8 protein-coding genes are annotated in these 22,128 nt (G+C 35.9%); 7 read left to right on the top strand and 1 reads right to left on the bottom strand.

Features of this window, described 5'->3' with window-relative positions; genetic code table 11:
- Positions 1–50: 50 nt before the first annotated feature.
- The 3 genes from C3L50_RS01260 to C3L50_RS01250 are packed head-to-tail and all read left to right on the top strand — an operon-like array spanning position 51 to position 8,318.
- The gene (locus C3L50_RS01260) at positions 51–2,399 is read left to right on the top strand and encodes a beta-galactosidase (RefSeq protein ID WP_103804662.1); all 2,349 of its coding nucleotides are present in this window, start codon (positions 51–53) and stop codon (positions 2,397–2,399) included.
- Between the two features lie 13 nt (positions 2,400–2,412).
- A complete protein-coding gene (locus C3L50_RS01255; protein WP_103804207.1) occupies positions 2,413–5,316 on the top strand; it encodes an exo-beta-1,4-galactosidase in 2,904 nt (967 codons plus the stop codon).
- 17 nt (positions 5,317–5,333) lie between these two features.
- Complete coding sequence (locus C3L50_RS01250) at positions 5,334–8,318, top strand: glycoside hydrolase family 2 protein (RefSeq protein WP_103804206.1); 2,985 nt, start codon at positions 5,334–5,336, stop codon at positions 8,316–8,318.
- A gap of 50 nt (positions 8,319–8,368) precedes the next feature.
- Here the strand turns inward: C3L50_RS01250 and C3L50_RS01245 are convergent, their stop codons facing one another.
- Positions 8,369–10,984 carry a beta-glucosidase gene (locus tag C3L50_RS01245; protein WP_103804204.1) on the bottom strand — a complete coding sequence of 872 codons (2,616 nt, stop codon included), beginning with the start codon at positions 10,982–10,984 and terminating at the stop codon, positions 8,369–8,371.
- A 311-nt stretch (positions 10,985–11,295) separates the two neighbouring features.
- On the opposite strand from C3L50_RS01245, the gene C3L50_RS01240 reads away from it, so the two are divergent.
- The 4 genes from C3L50_RS01240 to C3L50_RS01225 all read left to right on the top strand — a co-directional run bounded on the left by C3L50_RS01240 (position 11,296) and on the right by C3L50_RS01225 (position 22,123).
- Complete coding sequence (locus C3L50_RS01240; protein ID WP_108723447.1) at positions 11,296–15,636, top strand: hybrid sensor histidine kinase/response regulator transcription factor; 4,341 nt, start codon at positions 11,296–11,298, stop codon at positions 15,634–15,636.
- Between the two features lie 484 nt (positions 15,637–16,120).
- Complete coding sequence (locus C3L50_RS01235) at positions 16,121–16,936, top strand: hypothetical protein (RefSeq protein WP_133158838.1); 816 nt, start codon at positions 16,121–16,123, stop codon at positions 16,934–16,936.
- Positions 16,937–16,992: 56 nt separating this feature from the next.
- On the top strand, positions 16,993–20,214 hold the full coding sequence (locus C3L50_RS01230) for a SusC/RagA family TonB-linked outer membrane protein (protein WP_103804199.1): 3,222 nt from the start codon (positions 16,993–16,995) through the stop codon (positions 20,212–20,214).
- Between the two features lie 16 nt (positions 20,215–20,230).
- Positions 20,231–22,123 (top strand): RagB/SusD family nutrient uptake outer membrane protein, encoded by a 1,893-nt coding sequence (locus C3L50_RS01225; RefSeq protein WP_103804661.1) that lies wholly within the window; start codon positions 20,231–20,233, stop codon positions 22,121–22,123.
- Positions 22,124–22,128 lie beyond the last annotated feature (5 nt).

Raw genomic sequence — 22,128 nt, 5'->3', positions numbered from 1 at the left:
TCTGTATCATAAATGTATTTTTGAAAAAAATAAAGAAATTGAAAAAAAATATGAAAGTATCAAAACTAATTCTGGCTCTAGTCATTTTTATGACACTGACAGCAAATGCACAAGTTTCGAAGCAACCGGGAACTTTTGAGGCTGGAGAAAATACATTTTTGCTTAATGGAAAACCATTTTTGGTCCGTGCCGGCGAAATCCATTTTCCGAGAATTCCTCGCGAATATTGGGAACAGCGAATCCAAATGTGCAAAGCAATGGGAATGAATACGATTTGTATTTATCTTTTTTGGAATTTTCACGAACAAAAACCCGATCAATTTGATTTTACAGGACAAAAAGATGTGGCCGAATTTGTGAGACTCATCCAGAAAAACGGAATGTATTGCATTGTCCGTCCCGGTCCTTATGCTTGTGCCGAATGGGATATGGGCGGTTTGCCTTGGTGGTTGCTGAAGAAAAGTGATATCCAAGTACGCACTAAAGACGATACCTATTTTATGGAGCGTTCTATCAACTATTTAAAGCAGGTTGGCAAACAATTGGCTCCCTACCAAATTCAAAACGGTGGAAACATCATTATGGTTCAGGTGGAAAATGAATACGGCGTTTTCGGGAATGATATAGCTTATATGGGCAAAGTTCGTGATGCAGTACGTGCTTCTGGTTTCGACAAAGTGCAATTGTTCCGTTGCGACTGGAGTTCCAACTTCTTCAAATACGATGTGGATGGCGTTTATACCGCTTTAAACTTTGGAGCAGGTTCCAACATCGAGCAGCAATTTCAAAAATACAAAGAAATTTATCCAAAAGCACCATTAATGTGTAGCGAATATTGGACAGGCTGGTTCGATTATTGGGGACGAGCACACGAAACCCGTTCGATTAGCAGTTTCATCGGCAGTTTAAAAGATATGTTGGATCGCCAAATTTCGTTTAGTCTTTATATGGCTCACGGTGGTACTTCGTTTGGACAATGGGGCGGATCCAATGCACCGCCTTTTGGAGCAATGGTCGCATCTTACGATTATAATGCTCCAATAAATGAGGCAGGATTACCTACAGACAAATTTTATGCTGTTCGTGATTTAATGAAAAACTACCTGAATCCGGGAGAAACAATTCCAGAACCTCCGGTAAATTATCCAGCAATTTCGATCCCGCAGATTCGATTTGAGGAAACGGCATCGCTATTCGAAAATCTTCCAAAAGCCAATACATCGGAAACCATAAAATCGATGGAGGCCTTTGACCAAGGTTGGGGACGCATTTTGTATCGCACCCAATTGCCGGAATCCAAGACGGCTTTTAAATTAAAAATTACCGAATTGCGTGATTGGGCAAACATTTATGTCAATGGAAAACTCATTGGAAACCTGGATCGACGCAAAGACGAAAACACCATCGAAATACCTGCTGTCAAAAAAGGCGATGTCCTTGATATTTTGGTAGAAGCGATGGGACGCGTCAATTACGGCAAAACCATCATTGACCGAAAAGGGATTACCGAAAAAGTGGAAATGCTTGTCGCTTCGAATACCACCAACCTTACTAATTGGGAAGTTTTCAATTTTTCGGTGGATTACGATTTCCAGAAAAACCTGAAATTCAAACCGCAAAAAGCCAACGGCCCAGCTTGGTACAAAGCTTCTTTTGATTTGAAATCCACTGGCGACACCTATATCGACATGAGCAGTTGGGGCAAAGGAATGGTTTGGGTAAACGGATATAATTTAGGTCGTTATTGGAAAGTTGGTCCTCAACAAACCCTGTATATGCCGGGATGTTGGTTGAAAAAAGGAAAAAATGAAATCATAATTCTCGATTTAGAAACACCCACAGCAACTCAAATTTCAGGAGTTACAACTCCTGTTTTAGACAAAATAGTGATAGACGAATCGCTTTTGCACCGAAAAAAAGGAGAAACTCTCGATCTTTCTGCTGAAGCTCCTGTCAATTCTGGCTCGTTTATTGCAGGGCAAGGTTGGAAAGAAGTGATTTTTGATAAAGAAAGTGAAGGGCAGTATTTTTGTTTTGAGGCATTAAGTTCTCAAAATCCAAAAGACCAAAGTAGCAGTATGGCTGAATTTGAATTAATTGGCGTAGATGGATTGCCGATTAATCGTTCTAAATGGAAAATAATTTATGCAGACAGCGAAGAAATTTCAGTAGGAAACTATTCGGCCGAAAAAATATTCGACCAACAGGAATCTACTTTTTGGTCCACGGCTTGGACGGTTTCAAAAACGCCGCATCCCCATCATGTTGTTGTCAATATGGATGAAATTGTAAAAATTAAAGGCTTTAAATATTTACCCAGAACCGATAAAAGTACCAATGGAAATGTGAATTCCTATCGTTTCTTTATTAAATCATCCTTGTTTTCTATTAAGAAATAAAAAAAATAACCTAATGAATAGAAATAGTTATATCTGCTTGCTTTTTTTAGCATTATTTTCTTTAAGCAGTTTCAATAGTAAGGCTCAAGTAATTAATTTGAAAGGCAATTGGCTTTTTCAAATGGATCAAAATGACGAAGGTGTCACAGCAAAATGGTACAACAAAAAATTGGCAGATGTAATTCATCTGCCAGGTTCAATGGCCGAAAACTTGAAAGGCGATGAAATTACTTTGAAAACCAAATGGACAGGCTCTATTTATGACAGTTCTTACTATTTTGTACCTCGATTAAAAAAGTTTCGCGAGCCTGGAAACATACATATTCCCTTTTGGTTGACTCCTGCAAAACATTATGTTGGCGTGGCTTGGTATCAAAAAGAAGTAAACATTCCTAAGAATTGGAAAGGGCAACGAATAGTGCTCCATTTAGAAAGAGCCCATATCGAAACTAGGGTTTGGGTAAACGATCAGGAAGTAGGTTTGCAAAACTCACTCGTTGCTCCTCACAACTATGATTTGAGTAAATATCTTGTTCCCGGAAAGCAGCGGATTTCTATTAGAATTGACAATCAAATCAAAAAAATAAATGTGGGACCAGATTCCCATAGCGTCACCGATCATACTCAAGGAAATTGGAATGGTATTATCGGAAAAATGGAGTTGGAGGCTGCTTCTCCAGTATATATAGACGATGTACAGATTTATCCTGACATAAAAAATCGAAAAGCTCGGGTAAAAATCACGGTCAACAACAGTACCCAAAATAATTTTAACGGCAAAATTGCCATAGCTGCCAAAAGTTTCAACACTAACGAATCTGATAAAACTCAAGAAATTTTTAGCCCGATTTCGGTGTCCAAATTGGGAAAAAACACCATCGAAGTCGAATTGCCTTTCGGAAAAGGAATGCTGACTTGGGATGAATTTGATCCAGCTTTGTACAATCTGGAAGTAAAATTGGTTTCGAAACAAATAAAAAACTCGAAAAAAGTCCAGTTTGGAATGCGTGAATTCAAAATTGAAGGCAACCGCTTTTTAATAAACGGCAATCCTGTTGTTCTTCGAGGAACGGTTCATAATTGCGAATTTCCGTTAACTGGTTATCCGGCAACTACGGTCGAGGCTTGGGAAATTATCTTTAAAAAAATAAAGTCTTATGGTTTGAACCACGTTCGTTTTCATTCGTGGTGTCCTCCTGAAGCAGCTTTTATTGCTGCCGATAAAGTGGGTTTTTATTTGCAACCCGAAGGCCCGAGTTGGCCTAACCACGGACCAAAAATAGGATTGGGTCAGCCTGTAGATAAATTTTTGTATGACGAAACCACGCGAATGGCAAAGGAATACGGCAATTACGCTTCTTTTACAATGTTGTCTGCTGGGAATGAGCCTGCAGGAAACCAAGTGAAATACTTGAATGAATTTGTTGATTTTTGGAAAGCAAAAGACAACCGAAGAGTTTATACCGGAATGTCAGTTGGTGGTAGCTGGCCAGTTGTTCCCAATGCTGAATATCAATCTCGTGGGGGAGTTAGAGGTTTGAAATGGGAAAAAATGCCTGAAACCGAATCTGATTTTAGCTCCGGAATTGCACCATTTAAAGTTCCTTTTGTGTCACACGAAATTGGTCAATATTGTGTTTTTCCAAATTTCGATGAAATTCAAAAATACACAGGAGTTTACAGAGCCAAAAATTTCGAAATGTTCCGCGAAGATTTAGATGATCACCATATGGGAAATCAAAGCAAAGATTTTTTGATTGCCTCTGGAAAGTTACAGGTGTTGTGTTATAAAAACGAAATCGAAAAAATGTTGAGAACGCCTGGTTACGGAGGTTTTCAAGCATTAGGATTACAGGATTTTCCGGGTCAAGGAACGGCTTTAGTGGGTGTTTTGGATGCTTTTTTTCAAGAAAAAGGATATGTAACTGCTGCTGAATACAGTCGATTTTGTAATTCTACAGTTCCTTTGGCCAAGATTCCAAAGTTTGCATATACCAATGCTGAAACCTTTAAGGCAGAAATTGTGCTGTTTCATTCAGGAAAAACGCCATTAAAAAATGCTATAATTAGTTGGACGATTCAAAACGAAAAAGGAAATATTCTTTCTTCAGGAAGTTTTGATCCTAAAACTTTCGAAAATGGAAATGGTCAATTCGTTGGAAATCTTAGTTTTCCATTAGTCGATATTAAAGAAGCTTCGAAATTAAAATTGGAAGTAAAAGTCAACGATACTGCTTTTGTCAACGACTGGAATTTTTGGGTGTATCCTGATCAAAAAGTGGAAGTTTCCCCAGCGATTTATTACACGACAACTTTGGACGAAAAAGCCAAAGAGGTTTTGAATAATGGTGGAAAAGTATTTTTGAATGCCTCAGGAAAAGTGGTAAAAGGTAAAGAAGTGGAAATGCACTTTTTGCCTGTTTTTTGGAATACCTCTTGGTTCAAAATGCGTCCGCCTCACGTTACAGGGATGCTAATTCAGGATAAAAGTCCTGCTTTTTCCAATTTTCCAACAAGTTTCCACTCTGATTTGCAATGGTGGGAAATTCAAAATCGCTCGCAAGTAATGAATCTCGAAGATTTTCCGGTAGATTTCCGACCTTTAATTCAACCTATTGATACTTGGTTTATGAATCGCAGGTTGGCTTTAGTATTTGAAGCCCAAGTAGGTAAAGGGAAAATCATTGTAAGTAGTGCCAATTTGAGTCCAGATTTGGAAAACAAACCAGCTGCAAAACAATTGTTTTTATCGCTTCAAGAGTATATGAATTCAGATCAATTTAGTCCCAAAAACAGCTTGACTTTGGATGTAATCCAGGATCTATTTCTAAGCCCATCAAAAGAAATATTTAATACCTATACGAAAGATAGCCCTGATGAATTGAAACCCAATTCGAATCAAAATAAAGTAAAATAATTAATTAAAAATCAATAATGAAAAATAGTCGTTTTTATATTTTGTTTTTCTTCCTAATTGCTGTTGTTTCAGTAAATGCGCAGAAAAACGGATCAGATAGAGAAAAATACAACTTCAATTACGGTTGGAAATTAAATATTGGCGATGTTGAAGAAGCTAAACAAGCTGATTTCAATGACAAGAAATGGAAGGATGTAAATCTTCCGTATGCTTGGAATCAATCTGAAGCTTTTCGTTTAGATATTACACAATTATCTACAGGAATTGCTTGGTATCGCAAGACCTTTCAGCTTCCTAAAGATTCGAACAATAAAAAAGTTTTTGTCGAGTTTGAAGGAGTGCGTCAAATGGGAGAAATTTATATCAATGGAACTTTTATTGGCCGACATGAAAATGGAGTTATGGCTTTTGGTTTTGACTTGACTCCTTATGTAAAACCTTATCCTCAGCAAAATGTGATAGCCGTAAAAACCGATAATGATTGGAAGTATAAAGAGAAATCATCAGGTTCTGGATTTCAATGGAACAATAATAACTTTAATGCCAATTATGGTGGAATTCCCAAAAATGTATTTCTACATTTAAAACCCAAAGTGTATCAAACACTGCCGTTGTATTCTACTTTGGGCACAACAGGAACTTATGTTTATGCCACCAATTTTGATATTGCAAACAAAAAGGCAGTTGTTAATGTGGCTTCGCAAGTAAAAAATGAACTTTCTAAATCGATTACTACTCAATTGAAAGTAAGTGTTCAAGATAGGGAAGGAAAACTGATAGCTACTTTTGTTGGCGATTCTTTCGCTATTGCTCCAAATGAAACTAAGGATTTAACAGCTATGAAAGCTTTAGATAATTTGAATTTCTGGAGTTGGGGCTACGGCTATTTATATACAGTTACTTCGGAATTATTGGTCGATACTAAATCAGTCGAAAAAGTGACTATTCAAACGGGATTTCGAAAAACTAAATTCGAAAAAGGGATGGTGTATTTGAACGATCGTGTCATTATGATGAAAGGCTATGCACAGCGAACCAGCAACGAGTGGCCGTCTGTAGGAATGTCAGTGCCAGCTTGGTTAAGCGATTACAGCAATAGTTTAATGATAAAAAGTAATGCAAATTTAGTGCGATGGATGCACGTTACACCTTGGAAGCAGGATATTGAATCGTGTGACCGAGTGGGTTTGATTCAAGCCATGCCAGCAGGAGATTCAGAAGCTGATGTTCAGGGTCGCCGATGGGAACAACGCACTGAATTAATGAGAGATGCCATCATTTACAATCGCAATAATCCCAGTATTATTTTTTACGAATCTGGAAACGAAAGCATCTCGGAGGATCATATGAAAGAAATGTTGGCTATCAAAAACACATTCGACCCACAAGGAGGTCGCGCTATTGGAAGCAGAGAAATGCTCGACAGCAAAGTGGCTGAATATGGTGGAGAAATGTTGTACATCAACAAAAGTGCTCGCATTCCATTTTGGGCTACAGAATACAGTAGAGATGAAGGCTTACGCAAATATTGGGACGAATTCACGCCACCTTTTCACAAAGAAGGTACAGGAGGAACGGCTCATACTAATGTCAATGGTAGTAAAGTAGCCGATGCTAGCGCTTATAATCACAATCAAGATACACACGCTAAAGAAGATGTGGCACGGTGGTATGATTATTGGGAAATGCGCCCGGGAACAGGAGAACGCGTGAATTCTGGTGGAGTGAATATTATTTTTAGTGATTCGAATACCCATTACCGAGGGCAAGAAAATTATCGCAGAAGCGGAGAAGTGGACGCCATGCGAATCCCAAAAGACAATTTCTATGCTCATCAAGTGATTTGGAACGGATGGGTCGATACCGATACACCCGATTTGCATATCGTAGGACATTGGAATTATGAAAATGGTGTGACCAAAGATATTACCGTAATTTCAACAGCAGATGTAGTAGAATTATTTGTAAATAACGAAAGCCTTGGCAAAGGCATACAAGATAAAAGATTCTTATTCACTTTCAAAAAGGTATCCTTTAAACCTGGAATTATCAAAGCCATTGGTTATGATAAAACGGGTAAAAAAGTTTGTGAAAATCAAATTCAAACCGCTGGAAAACCCTTTGGAATTAAGTTGAGTACCATCGAAAGACCAGGAGGAACACTAGCTAATGCTAATGATTTGGCTTTGGTTCAAGTAGAAGTAGTGGATGAAAAAGGCAATCGTTGTCCAACGGCATTAAACGAAATCAATTTTGATGTGCAAGGACAAGGGACTTTTATTGGAGGAATAGCCCAAGGACCTGATAATTATATTGGAAGCAAAAAACTTCCAGTAGAATGTGGTGTCAATCGAATCTTCGTTAAATCAATCGATATTGCAGGGAATATTAAAATTTTGGCTACTTCAGATTCTTTAAAAAGTGATGCAATTACTATAAAAACTATCAAAACCGATATTGAAAAGGTATCGAATACGTTGCCAAGCGAAAATTTATCATCATTTACAGAAAAAGGACCCACTCCGGCAACACCATCTTTCTCCAAAACTCGTACTGCTGTTGCTATTATCGCAGCCAATACTGATTCTAATCAGGCAGATGCTGTAAAAAGTTATGATGACAATGAATTGACGCAATGGTCTTATGGAAAAACTGGCAAAGCGATGATTGAATATGAATTAGAGCGTGAGGCCAATATCAATCAAGTGGTACTGAAGCTTGCTGGATGGAGAAGTAAAAAATATCCGATTCGGATTTCAATCGACAATAAAAAAGTGTTTGAAGGATTTACTCCTCTTAGTTTGGGATATGTAACCCTCGATTTTGAACCTACCAAAGGCAAAAAAGTTCAAATCGAATTAATGGCAACTGCCAAAGATAGTGACGGAATTAACTTAGTTGAAATTACTGGAAAAGTAGATCAAGCGGGAATAAATAAAGAAGGCAAAACCATTGAACAATTACCTATAATAGAAGTTGAGTTTTATGAGCCTATTAGGTAATGAATTTTAAAAAAAAAGAGGTTGTCTTTTTGAGACAACCTCCAAATAATTTATTTTTCGAGTGTTATTAATTTGCCTGTAATTTGGAATCGTCCGCTTTGAATGTCGTTAGATCCGTCAGGTTGTTTTCCTCCAACCGATAGTGTAAACCATCCTGGCTCAATCACACGTTGGTCTTTAGTGTTGATTAAGGATAGTTGTCTAGGACTGATTTTAAAATGAACTGTCTTTGATTCTCCTTTTTTTATATTTACACGCTCAAAACCTTCCAACTGACAAATAGGACGTGGAGTTGATGCTTTTTCATCTTTTAAGTATAATTCAACCACTTCATCTCCATCTCTGTCACCAGTATTGGTTACTTCAACAGTTACTTCAAAATCTTTTTCGGGACTTATGGTTGCTGGAATTTGCAAATTACTGTACTTAAATTGGGTATAACTCAAACCAAATCCAAACGGATAAAGTGTTTTTTTATCGAAATAACGATACGTACGTCCTTTCATATCATAGTTTTCAAAAGCAGGGAGTTGTTCTGCCGATTTGTAATAAGTAACAGGCAATCGACCCGCTGGATTGTAATCGCCAAACAGCACATCGGCAATGGCATTACCTCCCTGTTGGCCAGGATATCCCGCAGTAAGAATAGCTGGAACATTATCATTAGCCCAATTTATAGAGAGTGCGCTTCCGTTTATTAAAACTAAAATAACCGGTTTTCCTGTGGCTACCATGGCTTGCATTAATTCTTGTTGATTGGCTGGTAAATCAAGACTAGTGCGGTCTCCTCCTTCAAAACCATCGGCTTCTACTTTCATTTCTTCGCCTTCTAATCGTTCATTCAATCCTAATACAAGAATTATTGCGTCGGCTTGATTGGCAATTTGTGTAGCTTCTGGCAGTAAATTTTCTTGTGGTTCTGCCCACAATAGTTGCGCAATAGCATCGCCATAATAGTTTTGGTATTTGACTTCAATTTTATATTTTTTTCCAGCTACTAAATCCATTTTTTGAGCACGAATTCTAGGGTGATGTTGGTTTTTTCCACCTGTGCTTTTTCCGCCTTCAATTTCTACAGTCATAAAAGGTTTCGACCATTCAGAAATGTCATAGGTTCCTGTTTTTGGAGCAATAAGATAACCAGTCCATCGAATGCTATAATTACCCATTTTTAAACGTGGATCTGGCGTATCAATATCCCAATGAAAATCTATATTGTCATCCACACGAGTAAAAAGAGGTTTCCCATTCCAATCTTTATTATCAAAATATTCGCCAGTTAAACCTTGTGTTCCATTTTCATTTTGAAGATAAATAGATGGAATTGCTTTCATTGCAGGAACTCCCTTTGCAAGATTACTTCCTTTTGCGTATAATACTTTTGCATTTGGTTCCAATTTGTTTTTGATGCCTTGCAGTACCGTAACAGGATTGCTCGGAATACCACTATAATTTCCCCATAAAGATTGTACGTCATTAGCATTTGGACCAATTACAGCAACAGTTTTTATGTTTTTGGAAAGGGGAAGAGTTTTATTTTGGTTTTTCAAAAGAACAATGCTTTTTTGAGCAGCTTCGAGAGCTAGATAGTCGTGAGCGGAGTTATTGTTTACAGAATACGGAATTTGAGCATAAGGAACAATCTCCTCAGGATCAAACATACCTAGTTTAAAACGAGCTGTAAATAGACGTTTTAGCGTAAAATCAATTTCGGCTTCGGTAATTAATTTACTAGCAATGGCTTCTTTTAATGATTTAAAACAACTTCCACATTCTAAATCCAAACCATTTTTTACTGCTAAAGCAGAAGCAGTTGCTGCATCTTTGGTGATTTTGTGGTATTTCCAAATATCGGTGACAGCACCACAATCGGATACGATGTAGCCTTTGAATCCCCAATCTTTTCGAAGAATATTAAAAAGAAATGGACTTGCACTGGCCGATTCACCCCTAAGTCGATTATAAGCTCCCATTATTGAGTAAACTTGGCCTTCTTTTACTAAAGTTCGGAAAGCAGGAAGATAGGTTTCGTAAAGATCGATATCACTCACTTCAGCATTGAAAAAGTGTCGTGAAGGTTCTGGACCAGAGTGAACAGCAAAGTGTTTGGCAGTGGCAATTACTTTTAAATATTTGGGATCATTTCCTTGTAAACCATTAACAAATTGGAGTCCAAGTTGTCCTGTAAGGAAAGGATCTTCTCCATAAGTTTCATGACCACGACCCCAACGAGGATCCCGAAAAATATTGATATTTGGTGACCAGAAAGTCAGCCCTTCGTATATTCCGTGTTGTCCTCGTCTTAAATATTCGTGATGTTTGGCGCGGGCTTCATCAGAAATTACATTGGCAACATCAAAGATTAATTGCCGGTCCCAAGAGGATGCAATTGAAATAGATTGCGGAAAAACAGTAGCATAACCTGCACGAGCAACCCCATGCAAAGCTTCATTCCACCAATTGTATTCTGGCACATCAAGCCGATCGATAGCTGGTGATGAATCCATTAATTGACTAATTTTTTCATCTATTGTCATCCTTGAGACTAAATCATTTACTCTTTGTTCTGTTGGTAATTCAGTGTTTTTAAAGGGTAAGTTTTTTTGAGCAAAAGTGTTTAATGCGACTAGGTTTAATAAAAACACTAGGAGATATTTTTTTTTCATTGAGCTATTTTAAAATAGTTAGTTTTAATTATTTTTAAAAAGTAATTGTTTTGTAAAAATAGTATAGACTTTCAATATTCAATTACGATTTGATACAAAATTAGTTGTTTTGATTATTATCAATTAGGATAAATTACTATTTGAAGGATGTTGTAAAGCTTATTCTTGTGCTTTTTAATTTTTGAACCTCTACAAGTGGGGGCAAAATGCTATTTAAGAAGGGTTATTTGACTATGAAGGAGCTCTGTTTTAGGTTTAGACAAGAATTATGATATTTTTGTATCTGCTTTAGGCTAATAAAAATATAAATTTTGAAACAGAAAATAATTGTAATTCTTTTTTATCTAGTTAGCACCATATGTGTGTCACAGCCATCTGGTATATTGACTCATTTCTCGCATGATGTGAAGTTAAGTCAATCCCGTATCATAGACATTCAACAAGATAAAAAAGGATTCATTTGGTTAGCTACTTACAATGGTTTGATTCGTTATGATGGTTCTATTTTTGAAAATTTTAGAGTAGGACAAAGAGATTCATTACACTTACAATCCAATCGGGTTTCTAAATTTAAATTTGATAAAAATGGAAGGGTTTGGATTCAGTCTGAAAAGAATGATATATATTATTTCGATACAAATCAGTTGCTTTTTCATAAACCTATTGAAGGAAAATCTACTCCAGTTTCTAATGATTCCTTTAAAGATTTTAAAGTGATGCCTTCTGGAAGAGTATGGTTGTTTCCTGAAAATAAAAATTACCTAATTGCATTTGAAAATAATAAGCAAATTAGCAAAGTAACTTTTGATTCAGCAAGACTTTCTACTGGAATCCGAGATATTTTTGAAGACGCTTTAGGTACAACATGGTTTTTGACTGATTCAGGGATTTGCCGATTGAAGAAAACAAGTAGAGAGCCAGAGTATTTCTTTTTTAATATGACGAGACACTCTGGAAAACCCTATTCGTTTACTTTTATTATGGAAACGAAAGACGATATATGGTTTGGAGGAGCCAAGGGCAAGCTTACACGATACACTAAAAAGTCGAGTACTTTTTTTGATTTTGAGCTTGGAATAAAGGGAAATATTATTCAAATTCAGCTTGTGTCTGATAACAAAGTATTGATAGCAACAGAAGAACAAGGCTTTTATCTTTATGATATAAAAAAAGGTAAACTAGATGTTTATAATAGCACAACATTAGCAGGTTTTCCAAGTGGAAAAATTAGGTATTTAGGAATAACTCATTTGCGACAGTTTTGGTTTGAGGCAATAGGGTCAGGAGTATATCAATTTGATTTGATTGCCAGAAAGTTAAAACATATAGAAGTAAATTCAAGTGATCCAGCTAGTGTTGGTACCGATAGAAGAAGTTTTTTGCTTACTTCGCCAGACGGAACGGTTTGGATTCAATCTAATAAAGGAGCATTTGCTTATTGGAATGAAAAACAGAATAAATTGTGTTCCATAATTCAATGTATTAAAGAATCAAGAGAAACCTTCTCGGATGTTATGCATACGGCAATGTTCGACAGATTAGGGAACTTATGGTTTTGTTCCTACAAGCAAGGTTTAGACTTAATAACATTTAGCAATACTAATTTTTCAACATTAAATTTAGACTCGGCAGGCAATTTTCAAAAGCATAATGTGAGGAGTCTGATGAAAGACAAAATGGGTAATCTATGGGTTGCTAGTCGTGCTGAAAAAGTAGCTTTGTTTGATTCTCATAAAAAGAAGATAGGACTTTTAGGCGCAGACGGAACGCTATCAAATAATAGTCCAGGTTGGGGGTCAGATGTTTATAGTATGCTAGAGGATTCCAAAGGAAAAATATGGATAGGAACAAGAGGGAATGGGTTATTTTGTCTGACTCCTAGTAAAAAACCATTTAACTATAAGGTAATTCATTATAAATATATCGAGAATGCTCGCTATAGTATTAGTTCTAATGATATTTATAAAGTTTTTCAGTCGGCATCGGGTCAGATTTATTTGGCTACTTGGGGAGGTGGAGTAAATCTTATTCGAGAGTCAAAAGGTGGTATTCAATTTATTAATTATAGAAATGAACTGAAAAACTACCCAATAAAAAGTGCAGATAAGGTTCGATCTATAGTCGAAAATAAAGAGCATAAATTGTTTTTTATTTCGTCTTATAAATTGTTTTCTTTTTCAGAGGAAAGTAAATCAGCAAGTCAGCTAGTGTTCAAAGAATTTTCACAAGTTTCGGGTAATGATATTTTAGATATTCTAGTAACCTCTGATAATCGATTGGCATTGGCAACCAACGGAAAAGGTTTGATTATGGCTGATATAGACCAACAAGGTCAGCTAAAGGTTAAATCGGTTTGGGGCGAAACTATTTCTTTCCTTATTCAAGGAATTGTATCTATACAAGAGGATAAATTAGGTAAAATTTGGGTAATGGGCGATAATCAGGTTGTTCGATTCGATCTCAAAACCAATAGTGCTGAAACCTTTCCTGAATTGAAATCTCTTATTGGTAACGAAATATTTTCAGAAGCGACAAGGTGCCGTCTAGCAAGTGGTGAAATTGTGTTAGGCTATTCTAATGGTGTTATTTATTTCAAGCCAGAAGCTATTAAACCTTTTCGATTTAAACCTTATTTGGCCATTTCTGGATTTACAGTAAATAATAGAGAACTCCACGAAATAAATCCTGAGACTCCTAGAAATCCTGATTTACTTGAAGAAGTCACACTAGAACATAATCAGAATTTTTTCAGAGTTCAATTTTCAGCTTTAGATTACATAAAAAATGAGAATATTGTTTACCGTTATAAATTAGAAGGAATTGACAAGCAATGGAATTATATTAAAGGAGGTCAGTCGATTAATTATACGAATATAGATCGAGGAGAATACACTCTTTTACTATCCTCTACAAATGGACACAATTTATGGGTGAATAATGAAAGAAGAATTAAAATCATCATTCGTCCTTCTATTTGGGGAACTAATTTGGCTTATTTCTGTTATTTGTTACTGGCTGTTGGTTTGTTTTTAGTGACTCGACGTACGATTTTAACCATCTTGAAATTGAGGAGTGATGTAGAGTTGCAGAAGCAAATGAATGAATTAAAGCTAAAATTCTTTACCGATATTTCACATGAAATCCGAACTCCACTTACGATGATTACTGCTCCTGTAGAGAAAATGCTCTCGGATAATGAAATTTCTGAGTCAGTGAAAACCCAACTTAAAGTTATTGAAAGAAGCAGTAATAAGTTATTGAACTTGGTTAATCAGATTTTAGACTTAAGAAGAATTCAAGACAGGAAGTTAGAAGTTACTGAAATAAATTTAGAGGAATTTGTGGCTAAAATAGGTGAAAATTTTAGCGAAATGAGCAAGCAGCGCAATATAGGTTTAAAACTAAATAGTATTGCTCCCAATCCACAAGTATGGTTTGATCCAGATAGCCTAGATAAAATTTTGGTAAATTTAATTTCAAATGCTTTTAAATATTGTAACAAAGGCGATACTGTTGAGGTAATTGTAGAGGAATCTGACAAACAAGTTTTCCTAAAGATAAAAGATAATGGACCAGGGATCAATCCTGTAATGCAAAAAAAATTGTTTAAACGTTTTTCTAATTACAACGAAAACCCATATAATCCTAGTACTGGCATAGGGCTTTCTATTGTGAAAGATTTGGTAGATAAACATGGGGCAACTATTGTTGTAGATAGTACTCCGGGTAAAGGAAGTAGCTTTCAACTTTGTTTTTTTAAAGGATATAAGCATTTTACTGAAGATGTAACTATTTTACTTGAAAAATCTAATAAAGATTTAATAGATGAATTAAAACCTGAAAAAGAGCTTGCTGAAAATGTAGATTTGGATGAAATTATTGACCAGAAACCAGTAGGTCTGATTGTAGAAGACGATCCCGAATTGAGGAGTTTTATTGTTTCGGTATTAGAGGATGAATATACAATCTATGTGGCTGAAAATGGTGTTGAGGGAAATTTGAAAGCCGAAAACGTATCTCCAAATTTTATTATTAGTGATATTATGATGCCTCAAATGGATGGTATCGAAATGCTTAAATTAATTCGAAATAATTTTGCAACCAGCCACATTCCAGTAATTTTACTTAGTGCAAAAACATCAATAGAGAGTAAATTAGAAGGAATGGAATATGGTGCTGATGAGTATCTAACTAAACCATTTAATGTGAGTTTTTTAAAGGCAAGGGTAAAGAATGTTTTGGAACAGCGCTTGCGTCTTCAGCAGTTGTATTCAACAGGTACAATTCCTGAAATTTCAGAAAAAGAACCTTTGCAAATTTCTAATAAAGATCATAAGTTTATGTTACAAGTGATTGAATTTGTAAAACAAAATATGTCTAAATCAGATTTCTCAGTCGATGAATTAGGAAAATTAATGTACATGTCACGGGCTAGTTTCTTTAATAAGCTTAAAAACATAACAGGAGTTTCGCCTGTTGTATTTATTCGTGATATGCGATTGAATGAGGCTGCCGATCTTATCAAAAATAAAGATATGTTGATAAAAGAAGTTTGTTTTGAAGTAGGTTTTAATGACCTGAAATATTTTGGAAAATGTTTTAAAACAAAATTTAATAGTACTCCAGCTGAATATCGCCAGCAACATCGCTAGATAGATAAAAGATATATAATTCCAAAATGGTATTTGGATTCATCCACTATATACTTAAAATAAAGGTGGTGTTTTTACAGGGGCTTTTAGTCCCTGTTTTTTTTGTGCTATAATGACATTAGGTCTGTGTTACTATGGTTTGGGTTTACTTCTAGTGTATTTTAGTTTTCTTTATTTTTTTTCTGTAGTGAAAAAAATACTCCTATTTATTTATTGATTCATCAATTTATTAGGGGTTAAATTAGCAATTACACCCTTATCGAAAAGCAATATTTACACCAAATTAGGATTTCATATATCTAGTTTTGCCATACAACCAAAAGTTAATTAACTAACTAAAAAATAAGCTTATGAAACAAATTAACACTTTCGTCCTTCCATTTATTAGGATGTTTACAGTGTCATGTAACCAAAGGAATGAATTGACGGAATCGCATCAATCATTAATTAGTCTTAAGGAATTTCAATTTATAAATTACACTGTATGAAAAATATAAAAAATCTTATACTTGGGTGTGGGGTATCACTTTTAATGATGACTGCCTGCACTAAAGATGAAATTAAATATGACACTTCGGTTGTTAGAAATTATGAACTTGAACTGAATGGAGATCCTTGGAATTTAAATGTTGGAATTTCAACATTGCCTATTTTTATTTATAAAGAAAATGGCGATTATTTTGGGAACTACAGTTCGTTATATCGTTTTGCTCTAAACAATGGACAGTATAGCTTTATAGCAACCGATATTCCAGCGCAAATGATTACTTCTCCAGTTAATCTAAAGGATTTGATTATTCCTCAATTAGTCACTGCCGATCAAAAGGTAAACTTATCGGCAGCTGTACCTTATGCCTCTCCATTCTCGGATACTCTTAAGATGAATATTTTAACAAGGACAGGTACATTGCGTTTGAAAGCAAAAGATATTGTAGCAGATCCAAGTTATGTGAATATAAAAGTAACCGTTTTTGTAAAACGAACTGGATACAAACCTGTTGATGAAACCTTTGTGCAAGGAGATATGTCGGTTAATAAAACAAAGAAAACGACCACAGGAGGAATTAATTATTTAGACGATTTTATTCTATTTCAGACAGATGATACAGCAAATAATGTTCGTGCCAAAATAGAGTTTATGGATGCGAATTCTGTTATTGTCAAAACAAAGGAATTTGCGGGTACTTTTCCAGTTTTACCTAACGGAATTACGAATGTCGATTTTAACTTAAATGATCCAGACACTCCCATTATCAAAGATTATGTGGTGACCATTAATGGGGTAGTAGTGCCAAATTAGATAAAATCCAATAATGAACAGATTAAAAAATAAATCTAAATAATAATATATTAGTTATGACGATAAAAAAACATATCGTGAGCATTTTGACCCTTTTGCTATTGACGGTTAGTGGTTATGCTCAGAAATTGGTAACCGTAACGGGTGTTGTGCGGGATAAAATGGGTTCAATTCCATCTGCAACAATTATAGTAAAAAATGAAAAATCGAGTACTTCCAGCGATTTGGACGGTAAATTCTCCATAAAAGTAACTGATCCAAAAACAGCTGTTTTGGTGGTTAAATATGTTGGTATGCAAGATTTGACTGTCCCTTTAAAAGGGCGTACCTCAGGTATTGTTGTCGAGATGAAAGAATCGACAAGTGAATTGAATGAAGTTGTGGTCATTGGTTATGGAACACAAAAACGAGCCAACCTGACAGGAGCAGTTTCAAGTATCAAAGGAACTACATTAGAAAAAGTTCCAACCAGTTCTGTAGCTGAAGCATTGGTTGGAAGATTGCCAGGGGTTCAGATTACTTCAGCCGATGGTTCTCCAGGTTCTGATATTATGATAAGAGTGCGTGGAGGAGGATCCATTACTCAAGATAATTCTCCTTTAATTTTGGTGGATGGGTTTGAGGTTGCCACTCTAAATGATGTCCCGCCAACAGATATTGAATCGGTAGAAGTGTTAAAAGATGCTGCATCAACAGCAATATATGGTGCTAGAGGAGCTAATGGAGTTATTTTGGTAACTACAAAAAAGCCTAAAGCCAATATGGTTTCTGTAAATTTAAATAGTTATATGCAGATGAAAACACTATCGAATCATCTAGATGTAATGGATCCGTACGAATATACTATGATGCAATATGAGTATGAACGTGGAAGAACTTCAAATCCGACTGCTTTTTTCAATCGCTATGGACGTGCCAATGAATTGTATATTTATCAAGGTGATAAAGGCACCGATTGGCAAGATGAAATCTTTGGTACAAATCCAATTGCAAAATATTTAGACTTAAATATTAGTGGTGGTTCTGAAAAAACAAAATTCAAGTTTGCAGTAGTCAATCAGGATCAGCCGGGGGTATTGATAGGAACTGGTTTAAAACAAACCAATATAAATTTTATGATGACTACTAAATTGTCAGACAAATTTACTTTTGAATATCAAACTCGTTTTACAGATCAAACTATTGCAGGTTCCGGAACTGAAGGGGTTAGTTTGCTTAATACCATTCGTCAAGCACCCACTCTTGGTTTGCAAGATTATATGACTTTACCAGAAGATGATACTTATTTTGACCCAGAGGATTATCAGCCAGTTAAACGTTTTGATCCTATACAGGAAGCTGCAAAGAATTATCGCAATCGTATTTCACGCACTTTTAATACAGTGGGTGCCTTGACTTGGAATATTGATAAAGGATTGAATTTTCGAAGCTCATTCGGTTTTCAATACCAATACTCTGAAGATGGTCGTTTCTGGGGTACTGATACGGGCACTGCATTTGCCAATAACAATCAGCCAGTAGTAACTTGGGGAATGACTCAAAGTCCACGTTGGCAAATGACCAATGTATTGAATTATAATTTTAAACTACAGAAACTTCATGATTTTCAATTGATGCTTGGTCAAGAAATAAAAGATCAGAGCAGTGCCAATAAGACTTACACTACTCGTTATTTTCCTGAAACTATAACAGCAGAAAAAGCATTAGATAATCTAGCATTGGGAACCCCTTTTGGAAACGCTTCTTCTGAAGGTTCGCCAAACCGAATTTCCTCTTTCTTCGGTCGTGTCAATTATGGTTATGATGATAAATACCTTATAACGCTAACAGGTCGTGCAGATGGTTCGACAAAGTTTGGTCCTGAAAATCGTTGGGGATTTTTTCCATCAGCTGCAGTAGCTTGGAGAGTTTCAAACGAAGATTTTTTAAAGGATAATAAAACCATTTCGAATTTGAAAATGCGTTTAAGTTATGGAGTTTCTGGTAATGATAGAATTAGTGGCGATTTGTATGCTAAATATTATGGTGTTTCTCAAAACCGCTCAGTGGGTTGGGGCGAGACTAGCCATTACTATTATAATTTTTATAATGGTAATTACTTAAGCAATCCTGATGTGAAATGGGAATCAACTTATACTACAAACCTTGGTTTTGATTTCGGATTCTTCAAAGAGCGTCTTACAGGGACAATCGAAATCTATAAAAACACAGTTAAAGATTTGTTAGTACCATCTGATATTGCTGGAGCATCTGGTTTTAATAAAATTATGACAAACGTGGGACAAACATCCAACAAAGGAATTGATTTTGGAATTAACGGTAGTGTGGTTCAGAATAAAGATTTTCAACTGGATTTAAACTTCAATGTTGGATTTAATAAAAATAAAATTGATGCACTTTCAAGTGGAGAAAATGAATGGATTCTTAGTTCAGGATGGGCTGGTACGCAGTTGTTGAATGATGATGATTATCGTGCTTATGTTGGAGGTACAAAAGGGTTAATTTACGGTTTTGTAAATGATGGTTTTTATACCGTGGACGATTTCGAACCATTGGATCCTGTCACTAGAGTTTGGGTACTTAAAGATGGTGTGGCCAATTCCAAAAACCTTTCGGGCGATCCACGACCAGGAAATGCCAAGTTTAAAAAATTGACTCCTGTTGACCCAACAGATTCCAATACGTATGTGATTGGAGCTAAAGACAGACAGGTTATTGGTAATACTAATCCAGATTTTTCAGGAGGTTTTGGATTGAATGCCGTGTGGAAAAACTTTGATTTATCTACCTTTTTCAATTTTGTGTACGGTTTTGATGTGTATAATGCCAACAAAATCATGATGACTTCTTGGTATTCTAATAACCAAAATAATTTGGGAATGGAAATATCGTTGGCCAATCGATGGAGAAATTTTGATGATATGGGTAACGATCTTCGCACCTCGCCAGAACTTTTAGCCGATTTCAATAAAAATGCTACCATATGGAATCCAACATCAATCGGTCGTCCTGTTGCTGAGTCCTACGCCATTGAAGATGGCTCATTTTTAAGATTAAATATGCTTACACTAGGATTTACAATTCCTAAAGCATTAACTAAAAAAATGATATTTAATAGAGTTCGTTTATATGCAACGGGTTCCAATTTATTTGTGTGGACTAATTACTCGGGCTACGATCCAGAAGTTAATTTAGAAACTGGATTAACACCTAACATTGATTATAATGCGTATCCAAGAACAAGAAATTACACTTTTGGAGCACAATTATCATTTTAATATAAAAACTAAAACAATGAAGAAAAAGATATTATTAAGCCTTCTATTTACTTTCTTGCTGGGATTTACAGCATGTAATGATTATTTAGATGTACAACCAGCAACTGGTTTTACTGAGGCAGAGGTTTTCAGTTCGGAAAGTGAAATACAATCAGCCGTTGCTGGAGTATATACACTGATGTTGAGTGACGATGCCTATTCTAACCGTCTTGCTTTTGTCTTTAATCCGAATACCGATGTAGAAATGGCAGGAGTTTCAACCAATACAGTAAATGTGAACGGTTCAGACATTGCTTGTTTTGAACCCAAACCTTATTGGACAACGTTGAATTCAACTTGGAATGCAATGTACAAAATCATCAACTTGTCCAATGACATTATTGAAGGAATTGAAAAATCGGATATTTATAAAGCAGACAAGAAAGACAAAGCATCAAAAGTGACACAACTTTATGGAGAAGTTAAGACCCTTCGCGCCATGGTGTATCTGGACATGATTCGCATTTGGGGAGATGTTGTCTTTCGTACTAAATCATCAGTTGGTGGCGAGGATTTTACTGTAGGAGTTACCGATAGAAATAAAATTCTTGAATTCCTGATAGACGATTTGAAGTCAGTAGAACCACTAATGCAATATGCCAGTGAACTGGATTATGGAACAGAACGCGCCTCAAGAAGTTTTAATCAAGGTTTAATTGGTTTGCTTGCTCTAACTCGTGGGGGTTGGGCTTTACGTCCTGACACAGATGCAGCTGGAATTGGTCATATGGTTCGAGGTGAGAATTATGAAATGTATTATGATACTGCAATTCAATACTTAGGTAAAGTAATCAATGAGAAACACCACGATCTGAAATTGAGTTACCGTGATTTTTGGGTAAAACAAAATAATTGGGTAACACCTGTTGATGATGATGTAATGTTTTCGTTACCCTTATTAAAGAGCGTTTCAGGGGAATATGCCTATTCTATAGGTATTCCAATTACAGCAGGGTCACATCCTTATGGATCGGCTTCGGGAAGTCTTAGTTTATGCGGGACCTATTTATATTCGTTTGATGTTAAAGATTTGCGACGTGACGTTACTTGTGCCCCTTATTCGTATGATGCTAATTTGAATCAAGTCATTCGATTAAATTTAGCGCAATTGGCTACTGGGAAATGGTCAAAACTTTATGAAACTGCTCCACTGGGTAGTACAAGCACTAAATCTACAGGTGTGAATTACTCATGGATGCGATTTGCCGATGTCTTATTGATGTATGCAGAAGCAGTAAACGAGCGAGTAGGTTTGCGTGAAGATGCTAAAGAATGTTTAAGACGCGTTCGCCGCAGAGCATTCGATAAGGCAGATTGGTCGGCTAAAGTGGATGCTTATGTCGATTCAAAAACAACTCAAGCACAATTTTTTAATGCTATTGTAGATGAGCGTGCTTGGGAGTTTGGAGGTGAGAGTAAACGTAAGTTTGATCTAGCTCGCTGGAATAAATATGGTGAAGTGATTTATAATCAATATAATAAACTGCTAAACTGGGGCAAAGTAGCCAATGGTGCTTATGTTGCTGGCGTTGATAATGTTCCCGGAAGTGTGTACTGGAAGAACATTCCAGACCCTAACAATGCAGGTCGTACTATTTTAGACATAAAAGGAATTAATGAAATTTTATATGCTAAACCAGCTGGTTATACTGAACAAGTATTTGCATCGGCTTGGTATTCTTTAAATAGCGATACTCAGGCTTATGAACCACGAAATGACATCAAATGGAGTTTTAGAGGATTCATCAATTTTAACAATGCTTCAAGTAAAACTCCTAACGATCCTTTACGTTATTTGTGCCCTTACCCATCTAAAGTAATTACAGATCATAGAGGAAATATTCAAAATTATTATGGTTTTAACTATTAAATTTA

The sequence above is a fragment of the Flavobacterium alvei genome (assembly GCF_002920895.1).
Lineage (GTDB): Bacteria > Bacteroidota > Bacteroidia > Flavobacteriales > Flavobacteriaceae > Flavobacterium > Flavobacterium alvei.
This window is presented reverse-complemented; position numbering and strand designations above follow the sequence as displayed.